Origin of the sequence: Pseudomonas sp. MWU16-30317 (genome assembly GCF_020515695.1) — a bacterium.
Taxonomy (GTDB): domain Bacteria; phylum Pseudomonadota; class Gammaproteobacteria; order Pseudomonadales; family Pseudomonadaceae; genus Aquipseudomonas.
This window is the reverse complement of sequence record NZ_JAIWJA010000002.1, coordinates 302,333-317,211: the sequence shown is the minus strand read 5'-3', so window position 1 is coordinate 317,211 and position 14,879 is coordinate 302,333. Positions and strand designations below refer to the sequence as shown.

Annotated in this window: 17 protein-coding genes and 1 tRNA gene; 4 read left to right on the top strand and 14 right to left on the bottom strand. The window is 59.6% G+C overall.

Annotation, left to right across the window (positions count from 1 at the left end):
• Positions 1-34 precede the first annotated feature (34 nt).
• The 7 genes from hscB to trmJ form a co-directional block, all read right to left on the bottom strand.
• Complete coding sequence (gene hscB / locus LIX93_RS06200; protein ID WP_226503138.1) at positions 35-556, bottom strand: co-chaperone HscB; 522 nt, start codon at positions 554-556, stop codon at positions 35-37.
• 11 nt (positions 557-567) lie between these two features.
• The gene (iscA, locus tag LIX93_RS06195) at positions 568-891 is read right to left on the bottom strand and encodes an iron-sulfur cluster assembly protein IscA (protein WP_226503137.1); all 324 of its coding nucleotides are present in this window, start codon (positions 889-891) and stop codon (positions 568-570) included.
• A 46-nt stretch (positions 892-937) separates the two neighbouring features.
• Positions 938-1,324, bottom strand: a complete 387-nt coding sequence (gene iscU, locus LIX93_RS06190) for a Fe-S cluster assembly scaffold IscU (protein ID WP_226503136.1) — start codon at positions 1,322-1,324, stop codon at positions 938-940.
• Positions 1,325-1,371: 47 nt separating this feature from the next.
• Entirely contained in the window at positions 1,372-2,586 is a 1,215-nt protein-coding gene (locus tag LIX93_RS06185; RefSeq protein WP_226503135.1) for an IscS subfamily cysteine desulfurase, read from the bottom strand.
• A 43-nt stretch (positions 2,587-2,629) separates the two neighbouring features.
• A complete protein-coding gene (gene iscR, locus LIX93_RS06180; RefSeq protein ID WP_226503134.1) occupies positions 2,630-3,121 on the bottom strand; it encodes a Fe-S cluster assembly transcriptional regulator IscR in 492 nt (163 codons plus the stop codon).
• 208 nt (positions 3,122-3,329) lie between these two features.
• Positions 3,330-4,106, bottom strand: a complete 777-nt coding sequence (gene cysE / locus LIX93_RS06175; RefSeq protein ID WP_226503133.1) for a serine O-acetyltransferase — start codon at positions 4,104-4,106, stop codon at positions 3,330-3,332.
• The gene (trmJ, locus tag LIX93_RS06170; protein ID WP_226503132.1) at positions 4,106-4,879 is read right to left on the bottom strand and encodes a tRNA (cytosine(32)/uridine(32)-2'-O)-methyltransferase TrmJ; all 774 of its coding nucleotides are present in this window, start codon (positions 4,877-4,879) and stop codon (positions 4,106-4,108) included. Before trmJ ends, cysE begins: the two co-directional genes overlap by 1 nt.
• A 146-nt stretch (positions 4,880-5,025) precedes the next feature.
• Between trmJ and suhB the strand changes: the two genes are divergently transcribed.
• Positions 5,026-5,844: an inositol monophosphatase family protein gene (gene suhB, locus LIX93_RS06165; protein WP_226503131.1), complete on the top strand. Its 819-nt coding sequence runs from the start codon at positions 5,026-5,028 to the stop codon at positions 5,842-5,844.
• 126 nt (positions 5,845-5,970) lie between these two features.
• Here the strand turns inward: suhB and LIX93_RS06160 are convergent, their stop codons facing one another.
• The 6 genes from LIX93_RS06160 to queA all read right to left on the bottom strand — a co-directional run bounded on the left by LIX93_RS06160 (position 5,971) and on the right by queA (position 12,048).
• Complete coding sequence (locus LIX93_RS06160; RefSeq protein WP_226503130.1) at positions 5,971-6,504, bottom strand: glycine zipper 2TM domain-containing protein; 534 nt, start codon at positions 6,502-6,504, stop codon at positions 5,971-5,973.
• 138 nt (positions 6,505-6,642) lie between these two features.
• Positions 6,643-7,554, bottom strand: coding sequence for a protein translocase subunit SecF (gene secF / locus LIX93_RS06155; RefSeq protein ID WP_226503129.1), 912 nt, complete (start codon positions 7,552-7,554; stop codon positions 6,643-6,645).
• A gap of 9 nt (positions 7,555-7,563) precedes the next feature.
• Positions 7,564-9,432: a protein translocase subunit SecD gene (gene secD, locus LIX93_RS06150; RefSeq protein WP_226503128.1), complete on the bottom strand. Its 1,869-nt coding sequence runs from the start codon at positions 9,430-9,432 to the stop codon at positions 7,564-7,566.
• Between the two features lie 63 nt (positions 9,433-9,495).
• Complete coding sequence (gene yajC / locus LIX93_RS06145; RefSeq protein ID WP_226503127.1) at positions 9,496-9,834, bottom strand: preprotein translocase subunit YajC; 339 nt, start codon at positions 9,832-9,834, stop codon at positions 9,496-9,498.
• Between the two features lie 43 nt (positions 9,835-9,877).
• Positions 9,878-10,993, bottom strand: coding sequence for a tRNA guanosine(34) transglycosylase Tgt (gene tgt, locus LIX93_RS06140; RefSeq protein WP_226503678.1), 1,116 nt, complete (start codon positions 10,991-10,993; stop codon positions 9,878-9,880).
• Positions 10,994-10,998: 5 nt separating this feature from the next.
• Positions 10,999-12,048, bottom strand: a complete 1,050-nt coding sequence (gene queA, locus LIX93_RS06135; RefSeq protein WP_226503126.1) for a tRNA preQ1(34) S-adenosylmethionine ribosyltransferase-isomerase QueA — start codon at positions 12,046-12,048, stop codon at positions 10,999-11,001.
• Positions 12,049-12,157: 109 nt separating this feature from the next.
• Between queA and LIX93_RS06130 the strand changes: the two genes are divergently transcribed.
• Positions 12,158-12,242 (top strand) — tRNA-Leu (locus LIX93_RS06130).
• A gap of 277 nt (positions 12,243-12,519) precedes the next feature.
• Positions 12,520-12,963, top strand: coding sequence for a hypothetical protein (locus tag LIX93_RS06125; protein ID WP_346015220.1), 444 nt, complete (start codon positions 12,520-12,522; stop codon positions 12,961-12,963).
• A 254-nt stretch (positions 12,964-13,217) separates the two neighbouring features.
• On the opposite strand, the gene LIX93_RS06120 is transcribed toward LIX93_RS06125, so the two are convergent.
• Positions 13,218-14,021: a 2OG-Fe(II) oxygenase gene (locus LIX93_RS06120; protein WP_226503124.1), complete on the bottom strand. Its 804-nt coding sequence runs from the start codon at positions 14,019-14,021 to the stop codon at positions 13,218-13,220.
• A gap of 466 nt (positions 14,022-14,487) precedes the next feature.
• Between LIX93_RS06120 and LIX93_RS06115 the strand changes: the two genes are divergently transcribed.
• Complete coding sequence (locus tag LIX93_RS06115) at positions 14,488-14,814, top strand: DUF3077 domain-containing protein (RefSeq protein ID WP_226503123.1); 327 nt, start codon at positions 14,488-14,490, stop codon at positions 14,812-14,814.
• Positions 14,815-14,879: the final 65 nt, after the last annotated feature.

The window sequence follows — 14,879 nt, the reverse complement described above, 5'->3', positions numbered from 1 at the left end:
TGAATATCAGGGGTGCAACCGGAGCCACACTGGGTTAATCGTCGAGGCGCTCTTCGAGCTGGCGCACTTCGTAAGAGAGCTTGTCGAGGAACTGCATGCGCCGCATCAGGCGTTCGGCCTGTTCACGTTGCGCTGCATCATCCCAACAAGCGGCGAAGCTGTCGTTGAGTTCGTCCTGGGCCACCTTCAAACGCCGCTTGAAGACTGCGACACCCGCCACATCGGCGTTGTCCTGCAGGTCTTCGAGCTCCTCGCGCAGCTCCAGCTGCTGCATCAGGAACTCCGGGTCGTGCACCGTGACTTCCTGGGGCACTTCCGGGCCGCTGATGGACAGCAGATAGCGAGCACGCTTGGGGGCGTTCTTGAGTGTCTGGTAGGCCTCGTTCAGGCCAGCCGACTTCTCCAGGGCCTGACGCTGCTCACGCTCGGGTGCGTCGGCAAAGCGATCAGGGTGAACTTCACGCGCGAGTTCGCGATAACGAACGGCCAACTGCTCGAGATCCAGCTTGAAAGCCGGCTGCAAGTCGAACAAGGCGTAATGGCAAGGAGTACCCACAGCTATCAGCCTCAGATGTTGAAGCTTTCGCCGCAGCCACACTCACCGCGCACGTTGGGATTGTTGAACTTGAAGCCTTCGTTCAACCCTTCCTTGACGAAATCCAGCTCGGTGCCGTCGAGATAGACCAGGCTTTTGGGATCGATGATCACCTTGACGCCGTGGTTCTCGAAGACTTCGTCTTCGCTGTCTGCCGCGTCAACGAACTCCAGGACGTAGGCGAGCCCCGAGCAACCGGTGGTGCGTACACCCAGGCGGATACCGTCGCCCTTGCCGCGGCCCGCGAGGGAGCGGCGGACGTGGTTGGCGGCGGCTTCTGTCATGCTGATAGCCATCGTGGTTCCTTAACTGTTAGTTGCCAGTTACGTTGCGTGCCCGAGCTTAGATCAAGCCTTTCTTCTGCTTGTAATCCTTGACGGCCGCCTTGATAGCGTCCTCAGCGAGTACAGAGCAGTGGATCTTGACCGGCGGCAAGGCCAGTTCTTCGGCCAGCTGGGTGTTGCTGATGGTCACGGCTTCGTCCAGGGACTTGCCCTTCATCCACTCGGTAGCGAGGGAGCTGGAGGCAATGGCCGAACCGCAGCCGTAGGTCTTGAACTTGGCGTCTTCGATGATCCCCGCGTCGTTGACGCGGATCTGCAAGCGCATGACGTCGCCGCATGCCGGAGCACCGACCATGCCGGTGCCGACGTCCGCGTCTTCAGCGTCCATCTTGCCGACGTTGCGCGGGTTTTCGTAGTGGTCGATGACCTTTTCGCTGTAAGCCATGGTACTTAATCCTCACTCATCAGAGAGCCGTTCTTGGCGACGGCTATTTAGTGCGCCGCCCACTCGATTTTCGAAATGTCGACGCCGTCTTTGTACATGTCCCACAGCGGCGACAGAGCGCGCAGCTTGGTGACGGCCTCGCAGACCTTGGCAGCGGCATAGTCGACGTCTTCTTCGGTGGTGAAACGGCCGAAGGTGAAACGGATCGAGCTGTGCGCCAGTTCGTCGTTGCGGCCCAGGGCGCGCAGTACGTACGAAGGCTCCAGGGATGCCGAGGTGCACGCCGAACCCGAAGACACTGCCAGGTCCTTGAGGGCCATGATCAGCGATTCGCCTTCGACGTAGTTGAAGCTCAGGTTCAGGTTGTGCGGTACGCGGGCAGTCATGCTGCCGTTGACGTACAGCTCTTCAAGGTGTTCGACCTGCTTGTAGAAGCGGTCGCTGAGGGCCTTGATGCGGACGTTTTCGCTGGCCATTTCGGCTTTAGCGACGGCGAAAGCTTCACCCATGCCAACGATCTGGTGAGTGGCCAGAGTGCCGGAACGCATACCGCGCTCGTGACCGCCGCCGTGCATGGCTGCTTCAAGACGTACGCGCGGCTTACGGCTGACGTAGAGCGCGCCAATGCCTTTAGGGCCGTAGGTCTTGTGGGCCGAGAACGACATCAGGTCGACCTTGAGGGCGGCCAGGTCGATAGCGACCTTGCCGGTAGACTGCGCAGCATCGACATGGAACAGCACGCCGCGCGAGCGGGTCAGCTCGCCAATGGCGGCGATGTCGTTGATGACGCCGATTTCGTTGTTCACGTGAATCACCGAAACCAGGATGGTGTCGTCACGCATGACCGCTTCGATCATCTCGGCAGTCACCAGGCCATCTTCGCGCGGCTCGATGTAGGTGATCTCGAAACCTTCACGCTCCAGTTGACGCGTGGTGTCCAGGACCGCCTTGTGCTCGATCTTGGTGGTGATGATGTGCTTGCCCTTGGTGCTGTAGAAGTGCGCGACACCCTTGATGGCCAGGTTGTCGGACTCGGTGGCACCGCTGGTCCAGACGATTTCGCGGGGATCGGCGTTGACCAGGTCAGCGACCTGGCGACGGGCGTTCTCGACCGCTTCTTCGGCTTTCCAGCCAAACACGTGGGAGCGCGAAGCCGGGTTGCCGAAGTTACCTTCGACAGTCAGGCATTCGATCATTTTTTGCGCGACACGCGGATCAACCGGAGTGGTCGCGGAGTAATCGAGGTAAATTGGCAACTTCATTGAATATCTCCTATCAGGCTCGAGCACCGCTCGTAAGTGGCGGCTATTCGACGGCGGACGTTTCAATCTTGTCCATTAAGGGCGACCGACCATTGCAACGGCGCTGGTCCTGACGCTGGGCGACTTCTTGCACCTCACGGCGAGTCACAAGATCCGCCAGACTGATACCGCTCAAGAATTCGTGAATCTGCTGGCTGAGGTCGCACCACAAGTGGTGGGTCAGGCAGGTGTCTCCGGCATGGCAATCGCCCAGCCCCTGACAGCGGGTGGCATCGACCGACTCGTTGACGGCGTCGATGACCTGGGCGACCTGGATACCTTCCATTTCCCGGGAGAGCTGGTAACCACCGCCGGGGCCGCGAACGCTGGACACCAGGTTGCGACGGCGCAATTTGGCGAACAGCTGCTCGAGGTACGACAGGGAAATACCCTGCCGCTCGGAAATGTCGGCCAACGAGACCGGGCCCTTCTGCGCGTGCAACGCCAGATCGAGCATGGCGGTCACGGCGTATCGGCCTTTAGTTGTCAGTCGCATGGTGGGTACCACGAGGGAAATGGAGTGTCGGCATGTGTCAAGTATGCAATTCCCGAGGGTTTTAGTCAACTATAAGACCAAGCGTTTTACTCGGGATTGCGGGGTAAACGGCGGCCGGATGATAGCAAACTAATGGTCGCCTTGGGGAGATGGCAGGCATCAGACCCAAGTCGGTGCCATCAAAGACACCGCCCCTGATAACGGCGATTCAAGCCTGAGCTTTGCGCTCTTGCTCTTGCACGCACTCGAAGTCTTCATCACGCAGCTCGGGCAGCTCCTTGGCGTGATAATCACTGTCGAGCTTGCCTAGCGCGTCGCACATCCCTTCCAGACGACCATCCACCGCATGCAGATGATCCAGCAACTGCCCGATAGCCTTGGCGATCGGATCAGGCATGTCCTCGCTCACCCCATAGGCCTCAAAGCCGATCTTTTCGGCCATGGCCTTGCGGTTGGCGTCCTGCACCGCGTCGGTACGGGTGATGATTCGCCCCGGAATACCCACCGCAGTGGCGCCGGCTGGTACCGCTTTGGTGACCACGGCGTTGGAGCCGATCTTGGCCCCGGCGCCGACCGTGAACGGCCCTAGCACCTTGGCCCCGGCACCCACCACCACACCGTCTTCCAGCGTCGGATGGCGCTTGCCGGCATTCCAGCTGGTGCCGCCCAGGGTCACGCCCTGATACAGCGTCACGTCATCGCCGATCTCGACCGTCTCACCGATGACGATGCCCATGCCGTGGTCGATGAAAAACCTGCGCCCGACCTTCGCCCCTGGGTGAATCTCGATACCGGTCAACCAGCGGCTGAAATTGGACACCATCCGCGCAATCCACTTCCAATCCCGCGCCCACAGCGCGTGAGCCGCATGATGCAGCCAGATAGCGTGCAGCCCCGGATAGCAGGTCAGCACCTCAAACGCGTTGCGCGCCGCCGGGTCACGATGGAACACGCTCTGGATATCTTCACGTACTCGCTCGAACATCATTTGTCCTTACGCTTGTGGGGCTCGCCGCGGACCACTTTCTGGGTTTCGGTGAGAATGCCACGCAGAATATTCATTTCCGAACGGCTCACCGCGCTGCGCCCGTACAGGCGGCGCAGGCGAGCCATCAAATGCCGCGGATTGGATGGATCGAGAAACCCGATCCCCTCCAATGTCTGCTCCAGCTGGCCATAGAAGCGCTCCATCTCGTCGCTGGTCGACAGCGTGTCGTTACCCGGCGCATTGAGCTCTTCCTTCTCGACCTTGGACGGCTGCCCCTCGGCCGCCAGCCACGCCATGCGCACCTCGTAGCCCAGCACCTGAACGGCCGCCGCGAGATTGAGCGAACTGAAATCCGGGTTCGACGGGATATGCACATGGTAGTGACATCGTTGCAGCTCCTCGTTGGTCAGGCCGGCATATTCACGGCCGAATACCAACGCGACTTCCAGCCCCTGCCCCGCCTCCTCGACGGATTTGGTTCCGCACTCACGCGGATCCAGCAGCGGCCACGGGATTCGACGATCGCGCGCACTGGTCCCGAGCACCAGGCTGCAGCCCACCAGGGCGTCCTCAAGCGTTGCCACCACTTGCGCCGATTCGAGGATATCGTTGGCGCCCGAAGCCCGTGCGTCGGCCTCGTGATGTGGGAACTGCTGCGGATCGACCAGCACCAGGCGCGACAGCCCCATGTTTTTCATGGCCCGCGCGGCGCCGCCGATATTGCCCGGATGACTGGTATTGACTAGCACGACACGAATATTTTCCAGCACCGCAAGCGCTCTCGAACAAGGACAAAGGAGGCAAATCTTACAGAAGCCACCTAGGTTGCGCTACGCAATGCGCACGTCGCCCTTCTTCAGGGAAACTTTTCTGTTAGAATGTCCGGCTTTCTTTAACGACCTTAGGTGAAACCTCCATGCAGCCCATGCTGACTATCGCGCTGCGCGCCGCCCGCAGCGCCAGCGAATTGATTTTCCGCTCCATCGAGCGCCTGGATACCATCAAGGTCGATGAGAAAGACGCCAAGGACTACGTGTCCGAAGTCGATCGCGCCGCCGAGCAGAAAATCATCGACATCCTGCGCAAGGCGTACCCGAACCATTCGATCCGCGGTGAAGAAACCGGCCTGCACGCCGGCACCGGCATCGAAGGTGAAGAGTACCTGTGGATCATCGACCCGCTGGACGGCACCACCAACTTCCTGCGCGGCGTACCGCACTTTGCCGTGAGCATCGCGTGCAAGTATCGCGGCCGCCTGGAACACGCCGTGGTGCTGGATCCAGTGCGCCAGGAAGAATTCACCGCCAGCCGCGGCCGCGGCGCACAACTCAACGGCCGTCGCCTGCGCGTCAGCCCCCGCACCAGCCTTGATGGCGCGCTGCTGGGCACTGGCTTCCCGTTCCGCGACGACCAGATGGACAACCTCGACAACTACCTGGGCATGTTCCGCGCGCTGGTCGGCCAGACCGCCGGCATCCGCCGCGCTGGTGCCGCCAGCCTGGACCTGGCCTACGTGGCGGCCGGTCGCTTCGATGCATTCTGGGAGTCGGGCCTGTCGGAATGGGACATGGCCGCAGGCGTGCTGCTGATTCAAGAAGCCGGCGGCCTGGTAAGCGACTTCACCGGCGGTCACGACTTCCTGGAAAAGGGTCACATCGTTGCCGGTAACACCAAGTGCTTCAAGGCCGTGCTGACCGCGATCCAGCCGCACCTGCCGGCTTCGCTCAAGCGCTGATCGGTTGCTGCAATAAAAAAAGTTCCCTGCGGGGTGCTTTTTTTGTGCGTTAAAAGCTTCGCCGGCAAGCCTTGCTCCCACAGCTGCAGATCTGTAAGAGCGAGGTTAGCCCGCGAAGCCCTGGCCTTAATTCTGCCCCAGCACCAACTGCCCCTGCTTATCCACAGGGATCGAGCCGCCTGGATCGCGATCCATACGCACCTGGCCAACCTTGCCATTCAACTGATACTTGACGTTGTAGCCCACGGTCTTGTCGCTGATGTCGTTGACCGTGTTGCAGCGCGTTTCGTTGGTGGTGTAGGTGTCGTTGTTCTGCATGTTCTCCTGCACCTTGTTGCCGGCATAACCGCCGCCCGCAGCACCCGCTACCGTGGCCAGGGTCTTGCCATGGCCGCCGCCGATCTGACTGCCCAGCAAGCCACCCGCCACAGCACCTAGCACGCTGCCGACGATCTGATGCTGGTCCTTGACCGCTCGACGGTGGGTCACGGCGACTTCTTTACATTCCTGGCGCGGCGTCTTGATCTGCTGATTGATCGGCTCGACGGCGAGCACCTGAGCCGAGTCCGGGCTCTTGACCAGACTGTAGGTGGCAAAGGCGCCACCGGCGGTAACCACCACGGCACCCAATACGGCGCCTGTCAGCAACGACTTGTTCACGATAACCTCCAAACTGCTGAAAACGGGGCTTTTTTATTCACTCGAGACCCCGCGGTTCTCCCAGCCTAGGAGCACAAAAAAAGGCGCGAGTTCAATACTCGCGCCTTTCTATGTTACCGATGGACGGTCAATCGTCGGTCAAGGACGATCATCCACCTTGTCGGCGGTGGTCGCTGGGATCAGATCCTCGCTATTGAGGTTCAGCCAGATCAGCACCACGTTGGCGATGTAGATCGACGAGTAGGTACCCGCCATGACACCAATGAACAGCGCCAGCGAGAAGCCCCACAGGTTGTCACCCGCAAAGAGCATCAGCGCGCCGATGGCCAGCAGCGTGGAGATCGACGTCGCCATGGTGCGCAACAGTGTTTGCGTGGTCGACACGTTGATGTTTTCGATCAGGTCGGCCTTGCGCAGCACGCGGAAGTTTTCCCGCACTCGGTCGAACACCACGATGGTGTCGTTGAGCGAGTAGCCGATGATCGCCAGTACCGCCGCCAGCACCGTCAGGTCGAAGGTGATCTGGAAGTACGACAGCAAACCAACGGTCACCACCACGTCGTGGATCAGCGACAGGATCGCACCCAGGGCAAACTTCCACTGGAAGCGGAAGGCCAGGTAGATCAACACGCCGCCCAGCGCCATGAGCATGCCGAGGCCGCCCTGGTCGCGCAGCTCTTCACCGACCTGCGGGCCGACGAACTCGACGCGCTTGACGGTTGCCGGGTTGTCGCCGCCGACCTTGCGCAGCGCATCGGCCACTTCCTGACCCAGTTTCGGGTCTTCGCCAGGCATGCGCACCAGCAAGTCGGTGGTCGAACCGAACGTCTGCACCACGGCCTCTTTGTAGCCGGCATTGGTCAGCTCGGTGCGTACCAGGTCCAGGTCAGCGGTCTTCTGATAGGTCAGCTCGATCTGCGTACCGCCGGTGAAATCCAGACCGTAGTTGAGCCCTTTGTGGAACATGCTGAACAGCGCGAGGATGGTCAGCAGCACCGTGATGGCGAACGCAACATTGCGCACGCCCATGAAGTTGATGGTCTTTTTCATGTCAGCCCCTTAAATCCACAACTTCTTGAAGTCGCGGCCGCCGTAGATCAGGTTGACCATCGCGCGGGTCACCATGATGGCCGTGAACATCGAGGTAAAGATCCCGAGGGACATGGTGACGGCAAAGCCTTTGATCGGCCCGGTCCCCATCGCGAACAGAATCCCGCCCACCAGCAAGGTAGTCAGGTTGGCGTCGATGATTGCCGTATAGGCACGGTCGAAACCTTCATGGATCGCGCGTTGCACACTCATGCCGTTGGCGATCTCTTCACGTATCCGCGAGAAGATCAGCACGTTGGCGTCCACCGCCATGCCCATGGTCAAGACGATACCGGCGATACCCGGCAAGGTCAGGGTGGCACCCAGCAGCGACATCAACGCCAGCAGCATGACCATGTTGAAGGCCAGGGCCACGGTCGCGATCAAGCCGAAGAAACGGTAGATGACCATGATGAAGATCGACACGAACAGCATGCCCCAGAGCGCCGCGTGGGTACCCTTGGTGATGTTGTCGGCACCCAGGCTCGGGCCGATGGTGCGCTCTTCGGCGAAGTACATCGGCGCCGCCAGACCACCGGCACGCAGCAGCAGTGCCAGCTCGGACGACTCGCCCTGGCCATTCAGGCCGGTGATGCGGAACTGACTGCCCAGCGGCGACTGGATGGTCGCCAGGCTGATGATCTTTTTCTCTTCGGTGAAGGTCTGCTCGGCGACGTCTTTCTCGACGCCGTCGACCATCTGCTTGACATAGCGGGTGGTCGGCTTTTGCTCGATGAAGATCACCGCCATGCTGCGCCCGACGTTGCTGCGCGTGGCGCGGCTCATCAGGTCGCCGCCGTGGCCATCCAGCTTGATGTTCACCTGCGGCGCGCCGTGCTCGTCGTAGCTGGCCTGGGCGTCGGTGACCTGGTCACCGGTGATGATCAGGCCACGCTCGACGGCGGCCGGCGGACGGCTGCCATCACGGAACTCGAAGGACTCGGTGGTCGCGCGGGAATCATCCGGGCCGGCACCGAGACGGAACTCCAGGTTGGCCGTCTTGCCGAGGATACGCTTGGCTTCGGCGGTGTCCTGCACGCCCGGCAGCTCGACGACGATACGGTTGGCGCCTTGGCGCTGTACCAGCGGCTCGGCCACACCCAGCTCGTTGACCCGGTTACGCACGGTGGTCAAGTTCTGCTTGAGCGAGTATTCACGAATCTCGGAAATTTTCGCCGGCGTCATCGCCAGGCTCAGCACCGGCGTGTCACCGCGCTGGGAAGGGGTGATGACGAAATCTGTGTAGGCCTTCTTGATGATCGCCTGCGCTTGATCGCGAGCCGCGTCATCCGCGAAGCCCAGTACGATCGCGCCATCCTGCGGCGGCAGGCTGCGATAGCGTACTTGCTCCTTGCGCAGCGCGGTCTTGACGTCGCCGTCATAGATCTTCATGCGCGCGTCCAAGGCCTTGTCCATGTCGACTGCCAGCAGGAAATGCACACCGCCCGACAAGTCCAGACCCAGCTTCATCGGGCTCGCGCCCAGGTGACGCAGCCAGTTCGGCGTGGTCGGGGCCAGGTTCAGGGCTACGACGTAATCGTCCCCCATGGCCTTGCGCACCACGTCCTTGGCCGGCAGCTGGTCTTCAGCTTTTTGCAGACGGATCAGCCCGCCTTTGCCATTGGCAGCCAGTGCGGCCGCCTTGACCGGAATACCGGCATCGGTGAGCGCTTTGCTCGCCAGATCCAGTTCTGCCTGAGAGACCTGCAAAGCAGTGCTCGCGCCAGTGACCTGAATGGCCGCGTCGTCAGGATAGAGATTGGGTGCGGAATAAATAAAACCGATCGCCAGCACCGCCAGGATCAGAATGTATTTCCACAGAGGGTATTTGTTCAGCATCACGCCGCCCGTTCAAGACGCGAGGCGCCTTGCGCGCCCCGTCGATTGGTAAAATTGCGAAGCTTAGATCGCTTTGAGCGTGCCTTTTGGCAGGGTTGCGGCGATCGAACCCTTCTGAATCTTCAGCTCTACAGTGTCCGATACTTCAATAACTACGAAGTCGTCGGTAACTTTGTTGATCTTGCCAGCGATACCACCGGTGGTGACCACTTCGTCACCCTTGGACAGGCCGCCCAGCAGGTTCTTCTGCTCTTTGGCGCGCTTGGCCTGTGGACGCCAGATCATCAGGTAAAAGATGACCAGGAAGCCGACCAGGAAGATCCACTCGAAACCACCGCCCATCGGGCCGGCGGCTGCCGGTGCAGCAGCATCGGCAAAAGCATCAGAGATAAAAAAGCTCATTTAGCGCTCCAGTAGCGAAAGTTGACTCTATAAGGTCACGAAATCAAGCCAAAGGCGGCGTAACAAGCCCGCGTTTGGCGTAGAAGGCATCGACAAAGGCGGCCAATGTACCTTGTTGAATAGCCTCGCGCAAACCAGCCATCAGCACCTGGTAATGACGCAAATTGTGGATCGTATTCAACATACTCCCCAGCATTTCGCCGCACTTGTCCAGGTGATGCAGATAAGCGCGAGAGAAGTTCTGGCAGGTGTAGCAATCGCAGGTCGGATCGAGCGGCGAATCATCATGGCGATGGAACGCGTTACGGATCTTCAACACGCCGGTGTCGATGAACAGATGCCCGTTGCGGGCATTGCGGGTTGGCATCACGCAATCGAACATGTCCACACCGCGGCGCACACCCTCCACCAGATCTTCCGGTTTGCCAACGCCCATAAGGTAACGAGGTTTTTCAGCAGGCATCAGGCCTGGAAGATAATCCAGCACCTTGATCATCTCGTGCTTGGGTTCGCCCACCGACAGACCGCCGATGGCCAGGCCGTCGAAGCCGATCTTGTCGAGGCCTTCCAGCGAGCGTTTGCGCAAGTTTTCATGCATGCCGCCCTGCACGATACCGAACAGTGCAGCGGTGTTTTCGCCATGGGCATTCTTCGAGCGCTGAGCCCAGCGCAACGACAGTTCCATCGACACCCGCGCCACGTCTTCATCGGCCGGGTACGGCGTGCATTCGTCGAAAATCATCACGATGTCGGAGCCCAGGTCGCGCTGCACCTGCATCGACTCTTCTGGCCCCATGAACACCTTCGCGCCATCCACCGGCGAGGCGAAGGTCACGCCCTCCTCCTTGATCTTGCGCATCGCGCCCAGGCTGAACACCTGGAAGCCACCGGAGTCGGTCAGAATCGGGCCCTTCCACTGCATGAAATCGTGCAGATCACCGTGGGCCTTGATCACTTCCGTGCCCGGGCGCAGCCACAGGTGAAAGGTGTTGCCGAGGATGATCTGCGCACCGGTCGCCTCGATATCCCGCGGCAGCATGCCCTTGACCGTGCCATAAGTGCCCACCGGCATGAAGGCCGGGGTCTCGACCACGCCACGGGGGAACGTCAGGCGACCACGACGGGCCTTGCCATCGGTGGCCAGCAATTCAAAAGACATACGACTCATGCTCGATCCTCTGGGCCGCACGCTTGCGGATTGCGGGTGATGAACATCGCATCACCGTAACTGAAGAAGCGGTAGGCGTTATCCACAGCGGCCTTGTAGGCGGCGATGGTCTCGCGATAACCCGCAAACGCCGACACCAGCATCAACAGCGTGGATTCCGGCAAATGGAAATTGGTCACCAGGGCATCGACCACATGAAACGGCCGACCCGGGAAAATGAAGATATCGGTGTCGCCGCTGAACGGCTTGAGCTCGCCGCTTCGGGCGGCACTTTCGAGCGAACGCACGCTGGTCGTGCCCACCGCGATCACCCGACCGCCGCGCGCCTTGCAGGCATGCACGGCATCGACCACGTCCTGGCTCACCTCGAGCCACTCTTTATGCATGTGGTGATCTTCGAGCTTCTCGACCCGCACCGGCTGGAAGGTGCCCGCGCCGACATGCAAGGTCACAAAGGCGGTTTCGACGCCCTTGTCTTTGATGACTTGCAGCAATGGCTCATCGAAGTGCAAGCCCGCGGTGGGGGCTGCAACGGCGCCGGAGCGCTCGGCGTACACCGTTTGATAGCGCTCGCGATCGGCGCCCTCGTCCGGACGATCGATGTAGGGCGGCAGCGGCATATGGCCGACGCGGTCGAGCAGCGGCAGCACTTCTTCATTGAAACGCAGCTCGAACAACGCATCGTGGCGCGCGACCATCTCGGCCTCGCCACCGCCGTCGATCAGAATCGTCGAGCCGGGCTTGGGCGACTTGCTCGAACGCACATGGGCCAGCACGCTGTGGGTGTCGAGCACCCGCTCCACCAGAATTTCCAGCTTGCCGCCCGACGCTTTTTGCCCGAACACCCGTGCAGGAATCACCCGGGTGTTGTTGAACACCATCAGGTCGCCTGGGCGCAGATAGCCCGGCAGGTCGATGAATTGACGATGATCCAGCGCCCCGCTCGGCCCATCGAGGACCAGCAGACGGCTGCCATGGCGCTCGGCCAACGGGTGGCGAGCGATCAGGGAATCGGGGAGTTCGAAGGAGAAATCAGCGACGCGCATGATGGTGTTCGGCTACATAGGGCTGAAAAGCTTAGCAAATTTCTGCAAATCTGGCCATGAAACGTTGTTGACCAACGGTCGGAGCCTCTCTATACTTCGCGCCCAGCAAGCCCTGATGGCGGAATTGGTAGACGCGGCGGATTCAAAATCCGTTTTCGAAAGGAGTGGGAGTTCGAGTCTCCCTCGGGGCACCATCTAGATGTAACGTTGACCCTTCTACCGGGTTGGCGAAAAAAACCGGCCGATGAGCCGGTTTTTTTGTGGGCGGGGTTTGGGGTGCTCTGGATATTGCGCCCTCACGAATATCAGGACGCCGTACCTGGTGCTTTACGCTCCCATTGAAACATCCAGACCAAATCCAGCCGTTGCCCCATCCGAAGTTAATAAGTAGATATGCCCTCCCTGAAGGCCCTCGGACGGCGGCAGTGAATGCAGTGGAATGACCTGAGCATTAATGGTTTGGTGAAAAGCATGGCCCATCTGCAGCCATTCGAGCAGGCATATGACATCGCCGGGCAGAAGGTGTCGGTCCGTTTTGAATTCGGTTTCCATACTTTCACGGACGACAAAAGCGACAACGTACAACTCTTCCATCAAGGAGAGCGCCGGTATTTTTGCCCTTTGCGGTATCACTGCAGCACTCAGTTGAGAAACTACTTTGAACGCCGCTTTTTCAGCGGCGCGGCAGTCCCGCACAACAGTCGAAAAGGGGGCCAGCGTTACTTCTGCCTCGACCTCCACGACTACGCTATCTTTTTCTCGATCAGCAAGCCAAGCGGGACAACAAACCTGCTCAAGTTGCGCGTCATCAGCGCCTATGAGGTAGAGAGCTGGGGGCGTACCTCACTACCGCGAGGAAAACCTTTCAACGTGCGTTACATCCTGCAAATGCGCAATGAGGGAAAATCAGTGTGATCAGAACGCAAAAAACCCCAGAGCTTTCGCTTCTGGGGCTTCTGCTGAATCCATTATCGGCCTAATCTTTCGGCTTTCGCCTATCTCGCTCACGGGCTGAGAGAGCTTTCGCTCCGATATCGACACCCCTCAAAGAGGTTCCGGTCTGTGTCGACCACCGGATTATCAACGCAGCCGAGCCCTGTGTCAACGCCCCATGACGTGCCTTGAACCCCTTCTCAGAGCATTGATACCGGGAACTCCGTGCGTGCAGTTTACTTTTTCTTCTTGAACCATTTATTCGCGTAATACCCGAAACTCAGCAGATCCTTTGGCCGAGGTTTGTAATGGGTTTTGTTCCTTTCGCCAGGCTCACTTGGTACGGCTCTAGCAGTGTAGTAATAAAGCGCTACAGACCTGCGAGTAATGTTTTCCGGCGTGGTCAACGGCTCTGGATGCCCGTGATTACTGTCTTTATCTGTATTGAAAATCACACAACGGTTATAAATTGGCAGGATCTTTTTCAGGCATTTCTTCATCCCGACATCCCACAGTTCCAGATGCCCCCCGTATGCCTCCTGCCAGTCGTCATTCAGATAGATGATGATATTGAGTCGGCGCTCGACATTGAGCTTTTTGTTCAGCCTGAAATCTGAGTGCACCCCGAGGAATCCGCCAGTTCTCGTCTCATGCAGCCCGCCCCCAGCGAAATAAGGGTCAGGAATCAGGCCCTCGATGCCCGTGAGCTTTTCCAGAAACTGGAGCATGGGCGCCGAGTTGAACGCATTGAAAACGGTTTTCAAAAAGGGTGCGCATTCGTTGGGGCTGATTTGGCGCTTGAGCTGGCCCTTGTAGCCACGCTCATACAACATCTCGTTGTGGGTTTGCTCGACCGGGAAGTGCTTGCAGATATTCGCGATCAGCTCGTCATTCAGGAAGTTATCGATAACGATGTGCGGGAAAGGCGCCGCCTGGACGTAGCTACTATTCAGCGAGGTACCGAAATCGCTGGCTGCGTTGTGATCAAAGTCGAATTCCGGAGACAACGTCAGAGGTAGCGCCTGGGAGGTGGATGCCATTACCGCTCCAATCATTCAATCCAAGGACCTGTCGATGCGTTCGACCATTGGCGCACACACTACTTCAGCCGCTGTTCAGCCGTCCAGCCGCTGTCATATGCCGAAACATACAGTGAAGGGTCGCGGTTGCGTGGCCTACCTGACCTAGGTATCGTTCGCAGCTCGCTGTACATGCAGCGAACCGTGCTTGGCCGCTCGGGACAATAGACGCAACTCTCCTCACAATTGCAGACGTTTTTTCGTCGGCGATTCTGTGTCATGGCGGGTTGCGCTGGGACACCTTCGGGTGTGCCGGGTTCCTATTGTCCCGGTCGGCCAACCCCGCGCAATCTGCCACCCAAATTCGTTTGGCCGCGAACGGTGGCAGTTCCTCAATGATAGGAGCTACACCTATGCCCCCCTGTACCATGCGCAAAACCCGCTCGCTCGCACCACTTCGCATCGCTGTAATCGCAGGAGGTGCCCTGTGACCGCAATTACCGAAATCACCACCCGCGGCATTGCGACCTTTGCGCCCTGCAATGCGCGGAACCAGCGCCTGTTCCGCCTCAACCCAGGCATCTGCGTGATCGAGGCCCTGGAGCATGCCTCACTGCTGATGGCCTCGGCTAACGAGCTCACCTTGCTCGGCAGCAATGGCGAACCTCAGAGCAATCTGGTCTGGGCCGCGCACTATCTCGGCGACATGGCCAAAGCCATTATCGATGACGTCACCGTCGGGCTGCAGAACGCCCAGTGCAGCGATAAACCGGGATCCCGGCAATCCGCCTCGTCCCCATCCACCGGACAGTAATCCTGTCGAAATCATCTGCGCTGTCGCACTCTTAAATCCAGTCGATAGCGCTGATGGTAGCTCGT